A 21325-nucleotide genomic window follows, 5' to 3' on the forward strand; every position below is an offset into this window, starting at 1 on the left:
CTGAGCCTTTAAGGTTAAAATTCAGGTCTGTCTTTGAGTAAAAAAGGATCAAATGATCCTTTTAAATTTATAAGATGATGCTCAGTAGCAAAGCTTTATGAGACATTACTCAAAGCCGATAAGCTTAATCGATGAAGTGTATTACCGGTGGCGCATGCATCAAGAAGTTTTGATGTGAGATGTTCCACGCATAAGCTCCCGCCTGACTGAAAACCAAATAATCACCAATAGCCAATGATTCGACATATTGCTGACTCGCTAACACATCCTTGGGGGTACACAACTGCCCGACTAAAGTGACAGCTTGCCGGATAATTTCAGGATAGGCAAAATCACTGTATTGTGATTGCTCAGCTTCCCCCGCACAAACAAAAAAGGGATGATCATGATTTTGTGCCGCCGGGGTTCTAAAATGATGTGTGCCACCGTGTCCGATTGCAAAATACTGGCCATGATTTTTTTTGATATCAAGCACCTGCATCACATAATAACCACAATTTGCGGAGACATAACGGCCACATTCAAAACGAATAGTGGTTTCAGTTAACTTGAAATCTTTAATTAATTCATTTAAATCGGCACAAAATGCCTGCCAATCAAACAGCTGTTCGGGCCGGGCATAGTCAATCCCAATGCCGCCGCCGACATTCAATAAGGGCACATCTAACTGGTATAATTCACACCAATGCTTAAAGGTTTTAAAATACAGCGCCATTAATGCTAAATGCGCAGCACGGTCTAACTGATGAGACATCAAATGGAAATGAAAGCCCTGCAGCACTAGATACTTAGATTGCTTGACTGCCTCTAAGAGCTGCGTTAATTCACTTTCATCAAAACCAAAGGGGGTGGGCTTTCCTCCCATAGTTAGCTTGGTGCTTGGCAGGCCTTGCAGGGAAATATTCATGCGCAGCATGACAGTGCATATTTTACCGCTGGATAAACAAATCTGCTCAATACGATGCAGTTCGGTCAAGCTTTCGACGTGTATGGCTTGTACGCCCAGGTTGACAGCCTGCTCAAGCTCAGTGACTAATTTTCCCGGTCCACCAAAGATTAATGGCACATCGGGCTCGCACGCATTCAACCAAGCGAGCTCACCACCCGAGGCCGCTTCAAATCCATCAACGATAGGCGCTAAGGTTGCCAATACCTGCGCTTCAGGATTCGCTTTAGCGGCATAATAAAGCTCACAATTTTTGGGCAGAGCTTCGACCATGCCCTTTGCATGCTCTGCGAGTGCGGGTAAATCGTAAATATAAGCGCATAAAGGGGTGTTTTTTTGCGCTGCACCTTTTAGGGCGTGAATAGCTGTTTTGATCCTAAAATTCATGATTTCTCCAGAAGCTGTGCAAGCGGATTTTTTAGCGCGCTATAACTTGAAAGACTGTCCGCTTGTTTTAATAAACGCGTCATTAGATTGTTTTTACTCGGAATCGCCTCGCCCTTTAATACAGCTTGTAATTCAGGCTGCTCAGACTCTTTTACTTGCCACTGCTCGATAGCATCTGCCAGGGCGCGCCATAATTTAACTTCTAAGACGGCTTGACCCGCACAAATATGAAAAATAGCTTCACTGACATTGTTAATCAAGGTGCAGTAAGCAATGCGATTCCAGCCCTGCTCACGACTGTAATACACCGAGTTTTTTGCTTTCGCTGATAACTCGCTGAGCTGCTCAGCAGGCCAATGAGACTGCATTAATTTAGTCCCCTCTAAATCCCGCAGCCAGATATGAGCGGGCAAGCCATTTTCGAACCCCACCACTGTATTTTGCAGATGCGGTTCAAAGGCTATCCCTAAATTAAAGAAATAATGGAAAATCCCCGGCAACAGGGCATCCAAATAAGCATCAAACCACAACCCGGAAAATTGAGAATAAGACTCTCCACGGGCCGTTGCCAGGGACTGTAAGTTTTTAACGCACAGACTATCGCCATTTTTATTCCAGGCAAAAAGCGCCCCCGCCATCTGTGGCTGATATTTTTTCTGCAGGTGTTCCGCTATGCCATCGCGATATAAAATACCAAAACATTCAATCACTTCCTGTATATTATTGCGCTCCCCACCCGCGGCGATAGAAGATAAATCAAGGGTCGTCGCAGCGGGCTCAGACATTACCGAAAATTTAGGGCAATGGATAACGGCATGGGCGGCACATTGACTGATTAAACGCGTCAGCAGCACCGCGCTTTGCAGTTCATACCAGGCGTTTTTGCGTACACAGTTGGTCAATCGCACATGGATAGAAAATTTCATAAAGCTATTGGTTTGCGCTACAAACAGCGTCCTCACCGAAGATGTCGGATAGGTATCTGAGCCTAGATACCCGACCTCTGTGATTAAGCCTAACTGCAGCGCTTTATGGACAAGAGGTTGCTTTAAAATAGTCGATACTTCCCAGGGATGACAAGGGTAAAGCAAGGCTTCCATCGGATTTATTTTGTTGATCAGATCAAGCGGCGGCGACTCAGTACAATGCATCTGCTTGAGTAGCTGCGGCGCAACTTTAAACCAATACAAAGGAAACTTAGCCTGTACTTCTGGTGAACAAGCGAGCAACTGATCAAAACTGACACCATCACGACTTTTAGGCGCAGGATGCAGCGCATGCCCCCATAGCAAACTTTGCTCCGACTTAATTAAACTCGAATAAGCGTGCTCTTCAACCTGATTGCTGATGCGTTTAATAAATAAGCGGGTAATATTGATACTGTTTTGAATCTGCTTTAATAACTCCAGATTGATTTCATCGCCCATCACCAGCGCTAAATGCTGCAGGATAAACTCGGCTAAGCCTGACGCGTCAATCGGGTGCCAGGCCAAGCCTTGTCTTTTTAAATAGGGCTGATTAATAAGCCTCACACGCCCGAGCAAACTAACCTGATCCGCTTTTATCACTATCGAAGCCGACGATTCCGGGAAAGTCAGGCGAATCCGGCGATAATCATCAACCACCTGCAGATTAAAAGTAGCGGGTGCATCCGCTTGATTATCATCTAATTCAACTTCTCCCTTAGCTAAGGCATATTCGCGTATATAACAGTTAAGCAGACAGTTAATGGCATTGCCTTCCGCTAAACCTTGCTGCGCTTCATGACGGTATTTTTCTGAGGTAGCGGTATCAGGTTTTAACAATTGGATTGACATGGTCAAAGGGCTCCTTAGTCTGAGCAACTAAAATAAAAATGGCGGCCACACAAGCAATACTCGCGAGGAGGAAGGGCCAATGCAAGGAAAAATACTGACAGATAAAACTCGCCACCAGACCGGCACAAACACCGGCCCATTTTCCCCACGCATCAAAGCGGCCGAAGGACAGACCGGCTTGATCCTGTTGTAAGCGCTGACTGAGCAGCAAATGTAAACCGCTGTAACAAAGCAGCATCCCAAGACCGAATAAAAGGCGATAAAAAACCAGCCCGTCGATACTGTGTAAAGTGAACTGTCCCGCACAAGAAAGGCTTAAAATAAAGAAACCAAGCAGACTCTGCACTCTGGCGCTTAGGGTTAATTTTCCGATCATAAAAGCGAGCAATAAGTAGACCAGATGCGGCAAGCTGTAATAAAAACCGACCACCGTATCGCTGCTTTCTCCCAGGGATTGTACGTAAGGCAGAAAATAAGGAAAAGTGACTACCATCGCAAAACAAAATAGGAACTGTAAAGATAATAGCTGGGTAAACTGCCCCGTAGTCGCTTTGCTCTTTTTTAAGCCAGTAGATTTTTTCACGCTAAGCACATCGCTTTGCAAAAACAAGCTTACTATCAAGGCACAAAAGGGTAATAACGCCAGGTAACGATAGATGTGCAAGGGTTGCGCTATTTCAGTAAATAAACCTAATAAAACAGGACCGGTGACCAAAGCAGAACGCGCGGAAAACTGGGTAAGGTTGAGGCTTTTGGCTAAGGACTTGCCCTGATATTTAGAGCTTAAGTAGGCATTGGAAGCGGCAAGTGTTCCACCACTTATCCCCTGCACCACCAGCCCGAGACAAAAAATCCATAAGTTATCTGCAAACCCGGACAGTAAAAAACCCGCGGTTAATCCGCATTGCGCTCTTAATAATGATTTTTTCTTGCCGTATTTATCTGCAAAACGCCCCCACCAGGGCGCAGTCACTGCGGCACAAAGAGGCGGTACAACAAACATCACACCAATCAGGTATTGCGGGTCGCTATCGATCAGACTAGTGATCATACGCGGCATAAATAGCGGCATGCCCAGTGCAGTAAAAGCGGTTAGGAAGTGACAAAATAAAACAATATAAACTACTGGCATGACACGCTCTTTATTAAAAAATTCCGGTGTAAAAAGTTTGGCGCAGTTTGTCCATAGAATTTATTAATATCGCTGGCACCCGAGACAGACTTACTCAATAAACTGCCTGAACTGAGGAGGTATTTTGCCGGTTGATAGCGAGCTTCAAGCAGAAAATCTCGCGCATATTGGGTGCTGATGCCTTCCGCTTCCAGTAGATCTAACTGCCTTACAAGCATTTTTCTTAACTGCCCGTATAAATCCTGTAGCGGCATTAAGTGATAACTTGCCATCGCCTCAAAAATAGCGGCTATGCCTAACTGTAAGGTGATAGTGGTAAACATCTCAGCGATAGATTGCTCGTTTTCAACCACAATTCGCGGATCAATTAACTGCTCAATCTGCGCATGTGCCGCCTTAGGGTTGGCCGAATTTTCGACAAATCGCGGCGCTAATATACGCGCAGAATCGTTATCTTTCATGACCAAAGTTAATCCCTTGTCAGGAGTAAATGCGAGCACGGCATTTTGCTGATTGGACTCTAAGGCTATTCCATACTTAAGCCATAAACGCAGGTGGACGCTTAATAAAAGCGTTAAATACTCATCTAACCAGACTTGCACATTACCCTGGTAAAAGTTATCAATCAGGTGCGCCAGATACAGACGTTGATCGGGCATTTCACTGGCGAGTGCAGCCACTGGTACCAAGGTCTGATTAAACATGCTGCCGGGATACTGACGGACAATATAAGCCAGTTGCTTAAGCTCACCAAAATGCCCGCCATGCTGCTCATTACAATGTAAATATAAACCTTGTAACTTAGGGTCCTGCTGCGCTAACTGGGTTAATACTTTTTCAAACCAGTGTCCATCGTATAAAGTACTGGCTTTTATCAAACGCATATTTTTCGCGCCTAAGGTCGCCATAATAAGCGGCACCTTGATATGAATATCCGGCATTTTTTCAACGACCACGGTGCGCACAGAAAGCGTCGGCAGCACCTTTAATGCCGATTTAGGCGCCAATAAAACACTGTCATCCATTGGCTTTAAGGTTTTAAACGTCAAAGGATGGACAGGAAACAATTGGTGACTGGCGCTTAACTGCAGCGCTAAACCGACCTCTGGAAAAGTCGGCCAGCAGCCCGGCTGATCTGATGTTAAGGTTACTTTTTGATTGGCAACCGCCACCCAATTTAGCTCAAAAGAGGTAGAGAATTCAGGGGCATAAGCCATCAATGCAGCGGCATCAAATCCAAATTTAGCGCGAGCAGTAGGGTAATAAGGATGATCTAAATACGCAGCGACTTGATCCGAAAAGAGCAGTTTTTGATGCCAATCAGGCATTGCACTCAAGGGCTTGTTCAGCGCGCTGATTCTATTCTGATACGCTTGCCTGCAGAGTTTTCTATGCTCAACGGCGCACTGCGCTTCTTTTATATACTCACTAAAAAGTAACCTTGCTTGAGCCGGTAAATCTTCTGCTATCGTATCTAACCAGCACTTAAAACCGCCCTGGTAAATAAGCCCCTGGCTGGTTTGCTTTAACCAGAAAGCCGAAGTCGCTTGCCAGCTTTGCATATAATGGCTTTCAGCTATCGGAATATACAATACATCGCTGCCTAAATGGCTGACCTTCAACCAAAATTTTGGTGAAGGCTCAGGCCAGTGACGCTCGGTCTGTAATTGTGCCTCGGTAACAACTTGCCCCCGTGAGACTAATTGGCAAACATCTTCTCTTAAGCAAGCATTAATAATACGCTGGCTAATATAGTGGTTATCATCTGCCATTAGTTAATCTCCCATGATAGTTGCTTAGCCACTTCCTTTGCTGCCTTTTCTATGCTTATTTGCGTTTCTCCAATCGCCGTTAGCATGCCTAAATAATCTTTATTAGAATGGCTAACGGTTAAGTGTTGTCCTGGTCTTTTTAGCGCTTTATAAGATATTTTAGTCCCCCCATGCTGCGTATCAAAACCTTCATGACACTCAGCTAAAAAACCATTTAATGCATTGGGGAAGTATTGAATTAGTGCTGATTTTGACTCAGTATCGAGTTTTGCCAAGGACTCACCGGCATGCAGCATGATGATTTTTTCAAACCACTTAAAGGGCAGCAACTCATTAAGTAAAAATTCACGCCCGTCGCCGATACTGCGGTAGTTTATTTCCACGAGCACTGGCCCTGTAGCCGTCACAATAAACTCACTGTGGCAAACACCAAAGTTGATTCCAAATTCGCGCACCTGCTGTAGTGCCTGCTGTCGGTATAAAATACTGTTCGGGCCATTCCAGATTGCACCTGTCTCAACAAAATATGGCAAGGGTGAAAGCATCACATCAAAGCCGCCAACCGCAATCATTGTCTGACCATCAGAGAATGTCTCCAGGGTAAAAAGTGGCCCGTCAAGATAAGACTCAAGTAAAATGGGCAGGTGCTTTTTGGTCACCCTCTTTTGGTAACCTTGTAACTCTTCTGCTGTTTTGCATAAAGCCACATCCATACTTGCCACCCCTTCTCTGGGTTTTGCAATGACCGGGTAGTTAATATTTTCAGGCAAAGATGACGAGGCTAAACAGGTAGCCGACCAAATAGACGGTATTTTTAACGCTTCCAGCCTGACGCGCATTTGGGCTTTATTTTTCGCCTGATAACAGGTTTGCCAGTTTTTCCCGGGGCAGCCGAAATAACTTGCCACCAAGGCGCAGGAAGATTGCAGATGATCACTGTTGGAGAAAATGACTTGCGCTTTAATCCCATGGGTATTTAACAGGTCGATAATCGACAGTGGATTAAAAACATCACACGCAATGATCTGTTTTGGCCCGTTGGCAACGCTGGAAAAAAAGCGCTTATGATCTAAGCTGTGATCCGTTATTAAAATCACCTCAAAACCGAGTTTTAAGGACGCGGGAATAAAACCTGCGCAAACTGCGCTATTTTCTACATGGGTAATGATAACCATTTGTGGTTTCATCGGTGATTCCTTTTGCTGAGAAGTGTAATGGGATATAAGTCTTATCAATATTCATTGGAATATCTATTTCACTAACGCTTGATAACATTTCCAGACAAGCTTATTGGCGATTAATCATCATTTTCGTCGCGGCTAGATCATCAAACGCAATTGATAATAGTTATCAATATCATTTAAGTCAATGGTCATTTTTACTTTCTCCCAACGCACAATAATCAGCATGATGACATCATAAAAATATCTAACGACATCACAGATGATAACGTGTATCATTACCGTTTGAATTATTTGGTACTCTCAATGTCGCTACGATCACCCTTACTGCTTGCCGCTTTACTGCTCCTTCCGCTCAGTTTCCTCAGCCAACACACTCATGCAGCAACTATCGAGCATGATGCAGGCACCTTAACCTTAGATAAAACACCGACACGCATTGTCACTCTCGCTTTTTCTTTTGTTGATGCGCTCGCAGTTGCAGGTGTTTCCCCGGTGGGCATCGCCGATGATGGTGATAAAAATCGTATTATCAAAAGTGTGCGGGATCTTATTGGTGATTGGCAATCCGTCGGTTCGCGTTACCAGCCGAGTCTAGAGGCGATTGCCGCGCTTAAACCGGATCTTATTATCGCCGACAGTGGTCGCCATCACTCTATCTATCAGGACTTATCCCTTATTGCCCCGACTTTGATGCTGCAAAGCCGAGGTATTACTTACCGGGAAAATCTGGCCGTGATGCAAAAAATTTCCAGCGCGGTTGATAAAAGTGCACAATTTAAAATGCGCTTAAAAAAACATCAAAAACGGATGCTTGATTTAAAAAATCAGCTTAACAATAGCGACACCTATCAGTTTGCCATAGTCACGGATAAAGGGATGTGGTTACACAGTCCCAGCTCTTATGCCGGCAGTGTGATTAAAGAATTAGGGTTAAACAGCCCAATGACAAAAAATATCAATGAACCTTATCTGCAAACCAGTTTTGAACAACTATTAAAAACCAATCCCGACTGGTTATTGGTCGGTCAATACACAGAAAATACCGTGCTTGATAAATGGCAAAAAAGTCCACTGTGGAAAATGTTATCGATGGCTAAATCTAAGCAGTTAATTCACGTTTCGGCCAGTGTCTGGTCATTAACCAGTGGTATGTTAGCCGCTGAGCAGATAGCCCAAGAGCTGGCTAGCCACTTAAAAAAATGAAAATTTTATCCTCAGCAGGGCACAGTAAAACCTTAACACCCGCATTATTGCTCAGCACGCTAATGTTGGGATTTATTATTTCCTTGTACGGTCAATCAGAATTTTTATTACAAGCAAATGACCTGTGGCAGATTCTGATTGCGCCTGACAGCCAGGATATTAAGCAGCAAGTCATTTTATTGCTGCGTCTCCCGCGCAGCTTAGTGGCCTGCTTGATTGGTTTTAATCTCGGTGTTGCAGGACTATTAATGCAGGGCTTAACCCGCAATCCTCTCGCCTCTCCGACACTCTTTGCCATTAATTCCGGTGCAGCCTGCTTAATGGCATTAAATAGCATTGGTTTTGCTTTTTTTAGTGCATTACCGAGTGAATTGGCGACATTTTTGGGGGCGTTATTAGGGGGGGTATTAGTCTTTTCACTGGGTGGCGGATTACGCAGTGATAGCAATGCACTGCGGCTTATTCTGGCGGGTATTGCCGTTAATGGCCTGCTTAGCTCACTGACACGTGCGGCGCTCATTATTGCCGATGATACGGCTTACAGTATTTTGCATTGGTTATCCGGCTCGCTTAGCGAGATTGATTGGCACAGCTGGTCACAACTTTGGCCACTCAGTTTAATCGCCTTATTATTGGCATTTTCGACCAGTCGAGGGCTTAATTTAAATGCGCTTGGCGAACAAACAGCCAATAGTTTAGGCATTAATATCACCTGGCTTAGGGTCCGAGTCTGTCTGGCGGTTTTGTTATTAACCTCTATTTCAGTGACCCTGGCAGGCCCCATTGTCTTTGTTGGTTTAATCGCGCCACACCTTGCAAGAGCCCTGTTTAACAATAACCATTTAGTGCTGTTACCGGCCAGTGGTTTATTAGGCGCGGCCTTAGTTTGTTGGGCAGATTTACTTTCCCGCTCTATTATACCGCCAGCAGAAACCCCCGTTGGCATCATTACGGCGCTGATCGGCACACCTTTTTTTATCTTCTTAGTACTAAAAGGAAAGTTATAAATGACCCGCTATACACAATTACTGCTTAGCGGTTTTTTACTGCTGTTTCTTTTAGCCTGTCTCAGCCTGGCAATGGGCGCTGAATCACTCCCCATAAAAACCGTATTACAAACCTTAATTCACGGTGGCGATCAGGATTTTATCGTCAATTATTACCGCCTGCCGCGAATATTAATTGCCATACTGGTCGGTATGGGACTGGCCATCTCCGGGGTATTAACCCAAGGCATCATTCGTAATCCTCTGGCATCACCTGACTTGATGGGGATCAGTGGTGGCGCGGGCTTAGCTGCCTGTACTATGCTATTGATTTGGCCGAATATTGATAATGTCTGGTTACCGCCTATTGCGTTACTCGGCGGCTTTAGCGCAGCACTAGTCATATGGTTACTCAATCGCTGGCATAATCCCAGCCCTGCTCGTCTTGCTTTAGTGGGTATTGCCATTAGCGCTTTTTTATCCAGCTGCATTAATTTTCTCTTAATATTACATCCTGTGGAAGTAAACAGCGCCATGATTTGGCTAACCGGCAGCTTATGGGGCCGGAATTGGGATTATGTATGGCCACTGCTGCCCTGGTTAATAGTCTTAGTGCCCTTCTCATTTTATCTCGCCTGGTCTTTAGATTTATTTGCCCTGGGCGAAGACACCGCCGATGCCTTAGGGGTTGATACAAAAGGTCTGCAAATTGCGGCCTTATTGAGCGCGGTGGCACTCGCCAGCGTCAGTGTAGCCGTATGCGGCACCATAGGTTTTGTGGGCTTATTAGCCCCGCATTTAGCGCGTTTACTGGTTGGCTCCCGGCATAAATTAGTCTTGCCTGTCGCGGCGTTGGTCGGGGCTTTATTAGTGCTTAGCGCTGACACACTGGCGCGCAATCTGGCTCCGCCCCTAGAGCTTCCCGCGGGTGTGCTTACGGCCATCATAGGTGCGCCCTATTTTCTGTTTTTGTTACATAGATATAAAGGTTACTAATGTGTTAAGTATTGAAAATTTAAGCGTCGCCTACTCAGGCAAAACGGTGCTCAGGGATTTAAACGTCAGCATTCCTGAAGGTAAGATAACGGCCTTAATTGGCCCCAATGGTTGTGGTAAATCGACTCTTTTAAAAGCCATTTCCGGCAGCTTAAAAATCGCCACAGGTAAGGTCAGATTAGCCGGCCAGGATTTAACTAAGCTAAGCCATAAAAACAGAGCAAGGTGCTTATCAATTTTACCGCAATCACCAATTACGCCCGAGGGTCTTAGCGTCAGGCAACTGGTCAGTTTTGGCCGTAATCCTTACCTTTCCCAATGGGGAGGATTAAGCGTTGAGGATCTGCAAAAAGTGCAAATGGCACTCGTTGAAACCGGTCTAACGGATTTAGCCGATCGGCCGATAGACTCGCTTTCCGGCGGTCAACGCCAACGTGCTTGGATTGCAATGGTTTTAGCACAGGATACGCAATATATACTGCTCGATGAACCAACCACTTACCTTGATTTAACCCATCAAATAGAGCTCATGGAAATGATGCAGAAAATGAATAAAAACGGCAAAACATTAGTGGTGGTATTACATGACCTTAATCAAGCCTGCCGTTATTGTGATCACTTGATTGTTATGAAAGAGGGACAATTAATTGCCCAGGATGCACCCCATAAAATATTTAATAGTACTCTGCTAAAACAAGTCTTTGCATTAAACGCCGTTATCATTAACGACCCCGTTGCCAATAAACCTATGTGTATCCCTTTATAATCAACATAACCAATAAACAACTTGCAATGCGCTTGATAATGATTATCATTACGCTTACTGATTTATTGTAGAAGCAAGTGATGATTAAAAATAATCCGATTAAAGCAAAGTTAGCCAAACATGAAGAAGTTTTTGGCATTTTAAATTCTGTGCCTTCAGCGGTGATAACCGAAATGTTTGCTTATGCGGGATATGATTTTGTCATTCTCGATACTGAGCACTTATTGCTTTCGCCGGAAACACTTGAACACGCGATTAGGGCTGCTGAAAGCGTCAACTTGTGCGTTTTTGTCAGAGTCCCCACTGCCTGCCCCGTCGCTATCGGCCGCGCCTTAGATGCGGGAGCACAAGGCATTGTTGTATCACGGGTCAGTAGTTTGCAGGAAGCACAAATAGCCGTTGCCGCCAGCCACTATCCCCCTCTGGGCAATCGCGGCATCAGCGGCGGAAAAAACACCGGATTTGGGACCCTCGCCTTGTCTGAATACATCAGTAAAGCCAATCAGGAAATTATGCTGACCTTGATGATTGAAAATCTTGAAGGGATCAATGCTCTCCCCGAAATCCTGCAATTGCCCGGTGTTGACATGATTCTTGAAGGCGCTTTAGATTTGAGTTTAGCGATCGGCCACGGGGTCAATTTTAACCATCCGGAAGTGCAGCAAAGCATTTTGAATATGGCTGAATTATGCCTGCAGACAAAGATCACTTTCTGCGCTATTCCGCGCTTACCTGAGCAACTTTCAACGTGGCGAGAAAGAGGTATTCACGCATTCTTAGCCGGTGAAGATCGTGGACTGCTGTTCAAAGCATTAAAGAACCACCTGCTCGAACTTAAAAGAACTAACCCTTGATAAAACGGAAAATCAACGATGAAAAAAGGAAAATTCAACAATGAACACTAATTCCCCTCGGTTCAAAAGAAAAGCGCTGTCACTCGCTGTGGTAACCGGATTAATCTCTAACTACGCACAAGCGGCTGAACCTGAGCAAATTGAGAAGATGGTTGTCACCGCCAGTGTGCTTGGCAATTCCGAGGTTGCAGAGATTCGAACTTACGAAGGTAACCGCAGCATCATGACCTCAGAAGTGCTAAAAAAGACCTCTGCACGCTCTATTGATACCGCTTTGCAGCAAATTCCCGGCATTAAAATCAGCGATGAAACGGGCACGGGTGTCTTACCCAACGTCTCGGTTCGTGGTTTAGATGGCAGCCGTAGCGGATATTCGCAGTTTTTACTCGATGGCATTCCGATGACTCTGGCACCCTACGGCCATACCGGACAATCATTATTCCCAGCCTCGCTGGAAATGATCGACCGTATTGATGTTGTACGTGGCGGCGCCGCCGTACAATACGGACCCAACAACGTGGGCGGTGTTATCAATCTGGTGTCAAAACCTATTCCAGAGCAATGGAAAACCAGCTTAAATGAGCGCATGACCTTTTTTGGTGATAATACCCTTTACGATACTTACTTAAGTACAGGGGGCCGGGTTAACAAAAACGTTGCGGTTCGTTTCAGTGCGAATTTTTTAAGCGGTGAATCTTTTCGGGATCATTCCGATACAGACGTGCAGAACTGGATGGTACAAACCGACTGGAAGATTAATGATAATCAATCCTTAGAAACCACAGTGCAGTATTATGATGCCGAGACAGAGCTTCCTGGTGCATTAAATACCGAGGCTTATAAAGAAGATAGCACCCAATCATTACGGCCTAATGATGAGTTTGCCGCCGATACCACACGTGTATCCATGAAATATAACCATCTGTTAGGTGACATTGGCATTGCTGATTATGCAGAATTTGACATAATTTCATTTGTTAACCAAAGTAAGCGTAATTTCGCCTGGGATTATTACGATGCAAGCGAAGATACTGATGGTGATGTGAGCGCTAGTTGGGCGGATACGAGACAGGATGCAACAGATCTGCGCTCCTCTCCGCGTGAATTTACAGTGTATGGGATAGAGCCGAGAGCAACGCTGTATATTGATGGTCCCGTAAGCCAAGATTGGATAGTCGGTGTGCGCTACGTGAATGAAGATATTAGCTACCAACTCAAGCAAACAGACAATAATTCAGGTGAAACCGCTTCAATACGTAACTGGCATATGGGTACCAATGCCATGGCTTATTACGCCAGTAATAAGCTTGGATTTTTCAATGACAGTTTAACGGTGACTCCGGGATTACGTTACGAAGATGTGCGCATGACGTTCACTAATCTTGGTGGTGGTTATGAGCAAAACAATAATGTTCGAGAGATATTACCGGGTCTAACCTTAGGCTATGAATTCTCGGATCGATGGTTCAGCTATGCGAATGCACAAAAATCATTAAGAACGCCGCAAATCAGTCAATTATGGCCTGAAGAGCAAAAATTAGACTCTGAGATTTCATGGAACTATGAAACCGGCGTGCGTTTCACTCCCACGCAAAACACTAACTTAAATATAGCCCTGTACCGGATCGACTTTAAAAACAAAATACAGTATGACAGTGATCAGAGTGAGTTTGTAAATATTGGTGAAACGCGCAGTCAAGGTGTTGAAGTTGAAGGTCAATTTTCGCCACAGGCTATTCCGGAGTTAACCCTGCGTGGTGCTTATAACTACTTGGATACTGAACAACTTGATGGCGAATTTTCCGGTAATGAATTACCTAATGCTTCAAAGCATCAAATATCTGCTAGTGCACTTTATGACTACAGAGGTGTTGATCTCGGTCTGATGGCTTATTATTACAGTAAATCATTTTCTGACTTAGGCAATACCACGGAAGAAAATTCAACGGGTACTGTGGGTCAGTTACCGGCTTATACTGTGGTTAACTTTACCGTATCAACTGAGTTATATAATAAAGAGACACAATCGTTAACCGTGGCTTTGGGCGTCAACAATCTGCTGGATAATGAATATTATTTTAGAGGGTTAGATGTTTCTCCAGCCGGACGTGTTGCCGCACCAGGTCGTTCATTCACACTTGATTTAGGTTATGACTTCTAACATCGGTTAAGTTAAATGAAGTTAAGCATCAAACAAACTGACAAATATTTTTGTCAGTTTGTTTGATCTTTCATACTCTCTGTACAACCTTCTGTTCATTTTAGACAATAAAGCCCCCTGCAACGCCCTAGTGCTTTCGGACTTAAATAAGCCTATTCATTTTTATGATGAAGTGTTATTTAAAAGTACTACCACAGAGGGCACCGAGGCGCTGCGGGCTACACAGAGTAAAGACGCCTATAATACCAATCCGCATAAATATCTGACCTATCTTACTTGTTAAAATTAATGCTAGCGTCGTTGTTTTCAATCCCAATAGCCAGCTATTGCTCAATCAAACGTCTTGCTATCATTACTTTTTCCTGCGCAATTTTAGACCATTTACTTATGCGGATTGGTATAATACAAACTTAGGTCCGATAGCACTCATTTTTATGGTGAAGTTTATTTAAAATCAAAGACTTGAACTATAAAAAAATGATGCGAACTTAGGTTCGTTGGCCCTATTTAAAAAATCATCCCTAAACTTTTTTTTAAATATCAAATTTACAATAAACAGGTTAAATCCATAAAATCCGCTGTGCCACTAAGTACAGATAATCCCCTAGAGATGCCCAGAGAAAAGTTTACTTCATTACCCATAAAACTAAGCCAATTTACATTTTTACATATTATCAAAGGGTTATTAGTTTATAAAAGTAGCGATGATTTTTCGGTACAAGTCGAGCAGCACAAATATCAACTTGCTTTGCAATGGTTAGATTACTCATGCAGAAGGATGGCTGAGTCTTGTAGGCAATAAGGAAAGGATATGTGGCGTGGTTTAATAGATTCACAAACTGATGTGAATCTATTAATAGCCCAAACCGAGGTGTATTTGACGCTGCTTTTAAAGAGAAAATGCGGGCAAGGTGTTTAGGAGGGCATAAAGCTGCCGATAGTTTTTATTGATAGCAGAACTGGGCGACACTCAGTAACCAGAGCCCGGCTTAAGGAAAAACACGAGACTACGTCATTCCGGCTGTATTCCAGCTAAAGTCTCAGCAAATTAAAGATAGTTTTCTGTCGAATAAACCATATCTCATCGAGAGATGAGATATGAACACCTCGAAGATGACAATATTCAGCTGTGACAATGTTGAGCGGTAATATTCTTATACCAAATTCAGGTATGCAGCAATCTTTAGGCTATGTAGAGCTATTGTCGAACTAGGCGTTACTGGGCAGCGCTATCAATACTAGACCGCAATTCTTTGGCTTTCTTTTAACTGGTTATCTAATATTTTTAACCAATTGGCAGCACGCTTTTTGGCACTTGGATAAGTCAAGGCTAAACGCGCAATCTGTGTCGCTGCGGCATAGTTTTCCAACTCAAATAACGCTTGAACTTTGGCTAATGCAATCTTGCCCTCAATCTCGGGACTCTCTGATTTTATTTTATCAAGCACGCTTATCATCTCTTTATAACGGCCTAATAGATGCAGCAATTGTGCCTGTATTAATCTATGCTCTGGATTACCGCTTAATGATGCACTTTCCCCCCAATACTGCTGCGCTTTATCGCGCTCTCTGGCTGCCTGCCAAAAAGTCGCAAGCTGTTGGTAAACCCGCGCATGTTTAGCTATCAGACCATCATTAACAGCAGATTCTAATAATAAACCCGCCTCATAAGGGGATCCTAAAACAGCCCTGAAATTTGCTAAATACTGAATTTCGTCACTGCTCACAACAAAACCATTTAAGTAGGCTAATTCGTAAGTGGCGAGCGCTTTTTTATCCTCTTTGAGCAGGCGATAAGTAGACGCCAGCTGCATCCACCAGCGCTTCTCTTCAGGATAGAGCCCTGTCAATTTAGCCAGGGTTTTATTCGCACTTTGGTAATTTTGCAGCTCATAATCAGCGCTGAGCTTTAATATGTGCACATTTTTATTAAACGCAGTCGCTAAGGCAATCGCTTTATTACTGGCCACGATTAAAGGCCGCCAGGATTTTTGCTGGTAGTAAGCCATCGCTAAATGCTCATAGAGAGACTCACTTTCAGCGTAACCAATTAACTCCTTATACAAAGCAATCGCCTGAGACGTTTGTTTTTGATTAAGATAAAGATCAGCAAGCATACGCTGACTTGCCCTTTGCTCTGTTTGTCCCAGTGCATTTTCAGATAGCGCAATGTTAAGTGTCGCTAATGCCTTTTTTTCATTTCCCAGTTCCCAATAAAGGTTACCCATGAAACGATTCACATAAGCTTTGTCAAAAGACGATTTGGTTTTAATATCAACGAGTTTATTCAACGCCTGAGGTAATTCGCCTTTTTCATAAAGTGCAAAGGCAAGGGTCACTTGTTTGCCCACCTTAATACTTAAGCTCGGCTGCGTTAGAGCCCAAGCAGTGCTGGTCAATAAAAGGCTCATTAGCAAAAATGCGCACAGCATTATCCCTTTGTTGTACGTGCCTATTTTCATAAAATAATTCATCGTTTACCGTTCATTGTTAAGCGTCCATCTTAAAATCAAGACGTATTTTTTGCCCCGTTTGTGTTATTGGCTTTCCATCAATCAGCATAGGTTTATATTTCCATTTTTTCAGGGCCTGCCTGGCCGCCTTTTCAAAGAGGTGTTTTGGCGCAGCCTCTAAGACTTCGATATTATTCACCCGCCCCGCTTCATTAATATCAAAAGATAAAAGCACGTAACCTTGCTTCCTTAAACGTAATGCCTTTCTAGGATAACGTGGCTCAGCACGATACAGAGGAATGGCCGTCATGTCGCCAGATTGCGCAATAGCAGGCACAGCCGGCGTCTTTATGCCTGGAAGATAAATCGCCATGGCCGTGACACTACGGGATAAATCAACATTAGGTAAGTCCAACGACGCATTGACATTCGGATTAGGTATAGATGTCTTAAGTGTTTCCGTTGGCACCGCAGTTGTATCCTGCACGGGTTTTGGCGGCTCTGGTTTGCGGCGAATTTTACGGGTAACAGATTCATCTTGATTGATCATGACCAGATCAAAATAAGGCGTCTCTTCATTGTGTTTATGCTCACTGACTTCTTTATTAATCAAACCAGCCATAAAAAGTAACAACCCGAAGCTAATAACGGGCGCGCCTAAACAAGCAAGCAAAAAGCGCATTATTCTTGCTTCTTAGCAGCAACGGCTATTTGGCTAATACCCGCATCTCGAGCGGCGTCCATGACTTTAACGACCACCCCGTGGCGCGTATCTTGATCTGCTTGAATGACTAACCCGACATCACCCTGATCTGCCAGTAAACGCTCTAACCCCGCACGAACGCGTTGTACATCGACTTGTTTTCTGTCGATATAAATTTCACCATTGGCTTTGATTGCAACAAAAATACCCGCTTTGCTTTGCTCCGTTGCCGTAGCGGCTTTAGGACGGTTCACTTCCACCCCGGATTCACGCACAAATGAGGTTGTTACTATAAAGAAAATCAGCATGATAAAGACCACATCTATTAGAGGTGTCATATCAATTTGAGTATCATCTTCTGCTCTAATACGTCTTCTTCTCATCGAATATTCTCTTTACAGTTATTATCGTTAGCCAGTTCTAAAGCCAGATTCAACAGTAATACTTTACGTCTGCTTTCCAGGCGCGAATAAATAAACAAACCCGATAAAGCACAAACCAGTCCAGCCATAGTGGGAATAGTTGCCAATGAGATCCCCGATGCCAGTAAGCGAGGATTTCCCGTACCGTACACGGCAACCACATCAAACACCTGCACCATGCCACTCACGGTGCCCAATAAACCGAGTAACGGAAACATTTTAATTAAGGCATTTAAAAAAGCCATATTCTGTTTTAATTTCATCTCTGCCTGCGCAAGCCAAGTCTGGCGAATTTGTAACGCACACCAGGACTGCTTATCCTCTCTATTGATCCACGCTGCGGTGACGCTTTTGCGATAGCCGGGAAATAAAACCAAAAGATAATAAAGGCGTTCAATTATCAATGCCCAAAGCACCATTAACAAAACAGCGATCCACCAGAGCACCGGGCCACCGCTATCAATAAAAAGCTCAACGAGATGCAGTTGTTCAAATAACCCGATCATGCGTTTCCAATTTATTGACTTGTCTTGTAGCTGCAGCTGGATCTTTACCCGTGCCCTGCATTTGTTGGTAAGCTTCAGCTTCAGCCTGCTGCGCAATCAAACCAGCACTCTGCAACTCGATAATATTTATCAGGCTACCTGCTCTGCTATGCAATAAGCTGTGAATAAGCAATAAGGGTAATGCTGCAACCAGGCCCATCACGGTCGTAATCAAGGCCATTGAAATACCGCCCGCCATCAACTTAGGATCCCCGGTACCAAATAAGGTAATTGATTGAAACGTCCCGATCATGCCGGTGACTGTGCCTAACAGCCCCATCATAGGTGCAATAGCCGCTAATATCTTCAATACGCTTGAACCGCGTTCGAGCCGGGGGACTTCTCTTAATATCGCCTCTTCGAGTTTCAATTCCAGCACTTGCGTGGTTTGATTTCTATTACTTTGATAGATAGCAAAAAGCCTGCCCAATGCATTATTCGGATTAGCTTCAAGCTGTTTGAGTTGTTTTTGTATTTTTATTGATTCTTTGCCCAAGGTTATAAAACGAACCGCCGCAATCAGCAGGCCAAAGAGCAGAATACCAATAATCAAATAGCCTATGCTGCCCCCCTGCTTGATACGCTCGGTCCACGTTGGTGTATGTGACAAAACGGTTAACAAGTCACCTTTGGCAGGATCAAAATAAAAAGGCTTAACTTGTGCACTATCATCGAGCCAATTATCTAAAGTACGCTGCACATTACTCGGCACAGGACGTGACAAAGGTTGTAATAATTCAGACTCTGGATTAATAACCATATACTGCTGATCAGCGATAAGGTTAAAAGCGCCCACCCGGGTAACCTCTTTTTCCGACGCAACACCTGCAGTGTTTAATACTTTAGTGTTAAATGTAGCGACCTTGCTTGATGCCGTCATTTCCTGCTGCATAACAAACCATAACCGCTCCAGCTCAGATATTGAAGGCAAGGCTTTTCGCTCTGCTAAGCTGTCGATAAAATCATCTCGCTGCGGGTATTGCGCTGAGGTAACCGAACCTTTAATCGAGCCTGCAAACTCTCCCGAAATTTGACGCACCACGCCAAACAGTTCACCGAGATTACCTTTGGCAAGATCTAACTCTGCGTCAAGTGTAGTGAGGATTTTCTCGTTGCCCTCAAAAAATGAACCTTTTTCGCTTACCTGAGTTTTGGCTAAATTTAATCGTGCCTGGGCAGACTTCAGTTTGTCCTGCCAATGCGTTAAGTCGCCCATAAAATCGTCTTTACGCAACACATTTTTGGCTCTATTTTGCTGCTGCTCTGCGTTGACTTTTTGCAGTAAATCATCCAACTTATTTGCTTGCGCAGGCGCAGTTAAAGCGCATAAAGTCAATAACGCGCAGCTTAGATTCATCAATAATTTCATTACTTAGCCTCACTTAATAAAGGCAGCCTTAACAGCGCAGGAATATCGGTTTTTTTAGCAATACGTATTGCTTTTTCAATATCAGATGCATAGGCATCATCAATTACGACCCATTCATTGCTTGCCCTATCCCATGCCCAAACATTTTTCCCATCGAGTGAAACAGCGACAAAAACAATCCGTCCGAGATAGAAATAATTGACCGTGCGTTCAACGCCATTAACATTCAAAGGCCCTTGATATTCCCCCATTTTGCTGCCGTATTCCGCTTCAATATGATAAGACTCTAATAAACGACGGAACTTTTCAGCTTCACTGACATCCGCTTTAGTCATCATTGTTTTCAGCTGAGTAAGGCGAGTTTGTCTTTCCTGTGCCAGAAATGGCGAATCGAGCTCAATAAACTGTTCAAGGTTGTCTAACATGCGCACCATCAAAGGAACTAAACCCTGACGAGTATCCTGAACGCTTTTAATTTGAGTTGTTAAAGAGGCTTTTTCTTTATTCTGATCCGTTAATAAACGCTCAAGGTATTGGCTGTATAATTCCAGACTTTGCGCTTCAGCATTTAATGCCTTTACTTGTACAATTAATGCTGAATTTTGATCATCAATGCCATTAATCTTAAGTTGAGCCTGTATATTCTGAGACTGGTCCGAGAGACTGTGCTTTTGTAGTTGCCTCACACTGGTTGCCCAGCTGTAACTGCTACAACTTATCAGGGCTAAAAACATTAAGCTTTTGTTTAAGAAAACCACGCCAATTATTATCCAAAGTTAGATTGAAAAAGAAGAGCCATATGATAACAGTTATCATTCAAAGGTAAAGTTAGTTTACAAATTCCTTTTATTCTTAAGTTAACAATCCAAGTAACAACGGTATAAAAAAAGATTTAAAGTCGTTTTTCTGAGCGGGGATGATCATAAACCGAAACGCAGTTTCGCAGTTCGAGTTACATTCGACAGAGGAAATTTGTCGGCTTTAAAGCGCGGAATCTCATCGCTACGACTGAAGTTGCAGGATCGAACAAATCATACTATTGAGCGGTTTGGGGTGTTATACCAATCCGCATAAATATCTGACCTATCTGACTTGTTAAAATTAACGCTAGCGCCGTTGTTTTCAATCCCAATAGCCAGCTATTGCTCAATCAAACGTCTTGCTATCATTACTTTTTCCTGCGTAATTTTAGACCATTTACTTATGCGGATTAGTATTACATATTTAACTAAGGCGCCATTTTTCTTTTTAACAGCTCCCAATAAGGAATTCCATTGGCAGAAAAAATGTCATCTAAATTATACTTGTTATCTGAGGCCCATATCTAATTTTCAAAAAACAACGGGATAATTTTATTTTCCTGCGGTGCCTGCTCAAACACTTTTTCTCTGGAGTCAATGGAGCCGGCCGGCTTAGCTTTTAAAAAAAAATTCTATAAAATCAGCTAAACAACTGCCTACAAAAAATCTTGATAGATATTTTCACTATCAATCAGATTGGATCGCCAAGGCGACAATGTAAAATCATCATTAAACTGCATTTTTTCCAATCTTCGATATTAAAAACAGTCGTGGTCTTTAATTGGATACCCACCAGCAACATAAGCTTAGTCAAGGCATTAACAACTTC

17 protein-coding genes are annotated in these 21325 nt (G+C 43.6%); 6 read left to right on the forward strand and 11 right to left on the reverse strand.

The window, feature by feature from the left end; all coding sequences use genetic code 11:
* Positions 1 to 124: 124 nt before the first annotated feature.
* Genes CXF72_RS16480 through CXF72_RS16500 form a run of 5 tightly spaced genes read right to left on the reverse strand, consistent with a single transcriptional unit; the run spans position 125 to position 7241 of the window.
* Positions 125 to 1333 (reverse strand): type III PLP-dependent enzyme, encoded by a 1209-nt coding sequence (locus tag CXF72_RS16480; RefSeq protein WP_101040675.1) that lies wholly within the window; start codon positions 1331 to 1333, stop codon positions 125 to 127.
* A complete protein-coding gene (locus CXF72_RS16485) occupies positions 1330 to 3150 on the reverse strand; it encodes an IucA/IucC family protein (RefSeq protein ID WP_101040677.1) in 1821 nt (606 codons plus the stop codon). The genes CXF72_RS16480 and CXF72_RS16485 overlap by 4 nt, the downstream gene beginning before the upstream one ends.
* The gene (locus tag CXF72_RS16490) at positions 3125 to 4282 is read right to left on the reverse strand and encodes an MFS transporter (protein ID WP_101040679.1); all 1158 of its coding nucleotides are present in this window, start codon (positions 4280 to 4282) and stop codon (positions 3125 to 3127) included. The genes CXF72_RS16485 and CXF72_RS16490 overlap by 26 nt, the downstream gene beginning before the upstream one ends.
* A complete protein-coding gene (locus CXF72_RS16495) occupies positions 4273 to 6054 on the reverse strand; it encodes an IucA/IucC family protein (protein ID WP_101040681.1) in 1782 nt (593 codons plus the stop codon). The genes CXF72_RS16490 and CXF72_RS16495 overlap by 10 nt, the downstream gene beginning before the upstream one ends.
* On the reverse strand, positions 6054 to 7241 hold the full coding sequence (locus CXF72_RS16500; protein WP_101040683.1) for an ATP-grasp domain-containing protein: 1188 nt from the start codon (positions 7239 to 7241) through the stop codon (positions 6054 to 6056). Before CXF72_RS16500 ends, CXF72_RS16495 begins: the two co-directional genes overlap by 1 nt.
* Before the next feature lie 300 nt (positions 7242 to 7541).
* Between CXF72_RS16500 and CXF72_RS16505 the strand changes: the two genes are divergently transcribed.
* The 6 genes from CXF72_RS16505 to CXF72_RS16530 all read left to right on the forward strand — a co-directional run bounded on the left by CXF72_RS16505 (position 7542) and on the right by CXF72_RS16530 (position 14204).
* On the forward strand, positions 7542 to 8441 hold the full coding sequence (locus CXF72_RS16505) for a Fe(3+) dicitrate ABC transporter substrate-binding protein (protein WP_101040685.1): 900 nt from the start codon (positions 7542 to 7544) through the stop codon (positions 8439 to 8441).
* Positions 8438 to 9448, forward strand: coding sequence for a FecCD family ABC transporter permease (locus tag CXF72_RS16510; protein WP_101040687.1), 1011 nt, complete (start codon positions 8438 to 8440; stop codon positions 9446 to 9448). The genes CXF72_RS16505 and CXF72_RS16510 overlap by 4 nt, the downstream gene beginning before the upstream one ends.
* Positions 9449 to 10423, forward strand: a complete 975-nt coding sequence (locus CXF72_RS16515) for a FecCD family ABC transporter permease (protein WP_101040689.1) — start codon at positions 9449 to 9451, stop codon at positions 10421 to 10423.
* Between the two features lies 1 nt (position 10424).
* Positions 10425 to 11189 (forward strand): Fe(3+) dicitrate ABC transporter ATP-binding protein FecE, encoded by a 765-nt coding sequence (gene fecE / locus CXF72_RS16520; protein ID WP_101040691.1) that lies wholly within the window; start codon positions 10425 to 10427, stop codon positions 11187 to 11189.
* 80 nt (positions 11190 to 11269) lie between these two features.
* A complete protein-coding gene (locus tag CXF72_RS16525) occupies positions 11270 to 12043 on the forward strand; it encodes an HpcH/HpaI aldolase family protein (protein WP_101040693.1) in 774 nt (257 codons plus the stop codon).
* Positions 12044 to 12083: 40 nt separating this feature from the next.
* Positions 12084 to 14204: a TonB-dependent receptor family protein gene (locus CXF72_RS16530; RefSeq protein ID WP_101040694.1), complete on the forward strand. Its 2121-nt coding sequence runs from the start codon at positions 12084 to 12086 to the stop codon at positions 14202 to 14204.
* Between the two features lie 1238 nt (positions 14205 to 15442).
* Here CXF72_RS16530 and CXF72_RS16535 read toward each other — a convergent pair.
* From CXF72_RS16535 to CXF72_RS16560, 6 genes are read right to left on the reverse strand one after another with little or no spacing between them, the layout of a single operon-like run.
* Positions 15443 to 16666 carry a tetratricopeptide repeat protein gene (locus CXF72_RS16535; RefSeq protein WP_157823280.1) on the reverse strand — a complete coding sequence of 408 codons (1224 nt, stop codon included), beginning with the start codon at positions 16664 to 16666 and terminating at the stop codon, positions 15443 to 15445.
* 28 nt (positions 16667 to 16694) lie between these two features.
* Entirely contained in the window at positions 16695 to 17339 is a 645-nt protein-coding gene (locus tag CXF72_RS16540) for an energy transducer TonB (protein WP_101040698.1), read from the reverse strand.
* Positions 17339 to 17743: an ExbD/TolR family protein gene (locus tag CXF72_RS16545; protein ID WP_101040700.1), complete on the reverse strand. Its 405-nt coding sequence runs from the start codon at positions 17741 to 17743 to the stop codon at positions 17339 to 17341. Before CXF72_RS16545 ends, CXF72_RS16540 begins: the two co-directional genes overlap by 1 nt.
* Positions 17740 to 18288 (reverse strand): MotA/TolQ/ExbB proton channel family protein, encoded by a 549-nt coding sequence (locus tag CXF72_RS16550; RefSeq protein WP_101040702.1) that lies wholly within the window; start codon positions 18286 to 18288, stop codon positions 17740 to 17742. The genes CXF72_RS16545 and CXF72_RS16550 overlap by 4 nt, the downstream gene beginning before the upstream one ends.
* On the reverse strand, positions 18272 to 19696 hold the full coding sequence (locus CXF72_RS16555) for a MotA/TolQ/ExbB proton channel family protein (RefSeq protein WP_101040704.1): 1425 nt from the start codon (positions 19694 to 19696) through the stop codon (positions 18272 to 18274). The genes CXF72_RS16550 and CXF72_RS16555 overlap by 17 nt, the downstream gene beginning before the upstream one ends.
* Positions 19696 to 20430, reverse strand: coding sequence for a DUF3450 domain-containing protein (locus CXF72_RS16560; protein WP_101040706.1), 735 nt, complete (start codon positions 20428 to 20430; stop codon positions 19696 to 19698). The genes CXF72_RS16555 and CXF72_RS16560 overlap by 1 nt, the downstream gene beginning before the upstream one ends.
* Positions 20431 to 21325 lie beyond the last annotated feature (895 nt).

The organism is Psychromonas sp. MB-3u-54 (assembly GCF_002836415.1).
Taxonomy (GTDB): Bacteria; Pseudomonadota; Gammaproteobacteria; order Enterobacterales; family Psychromonadaceae; genus Psychromonas.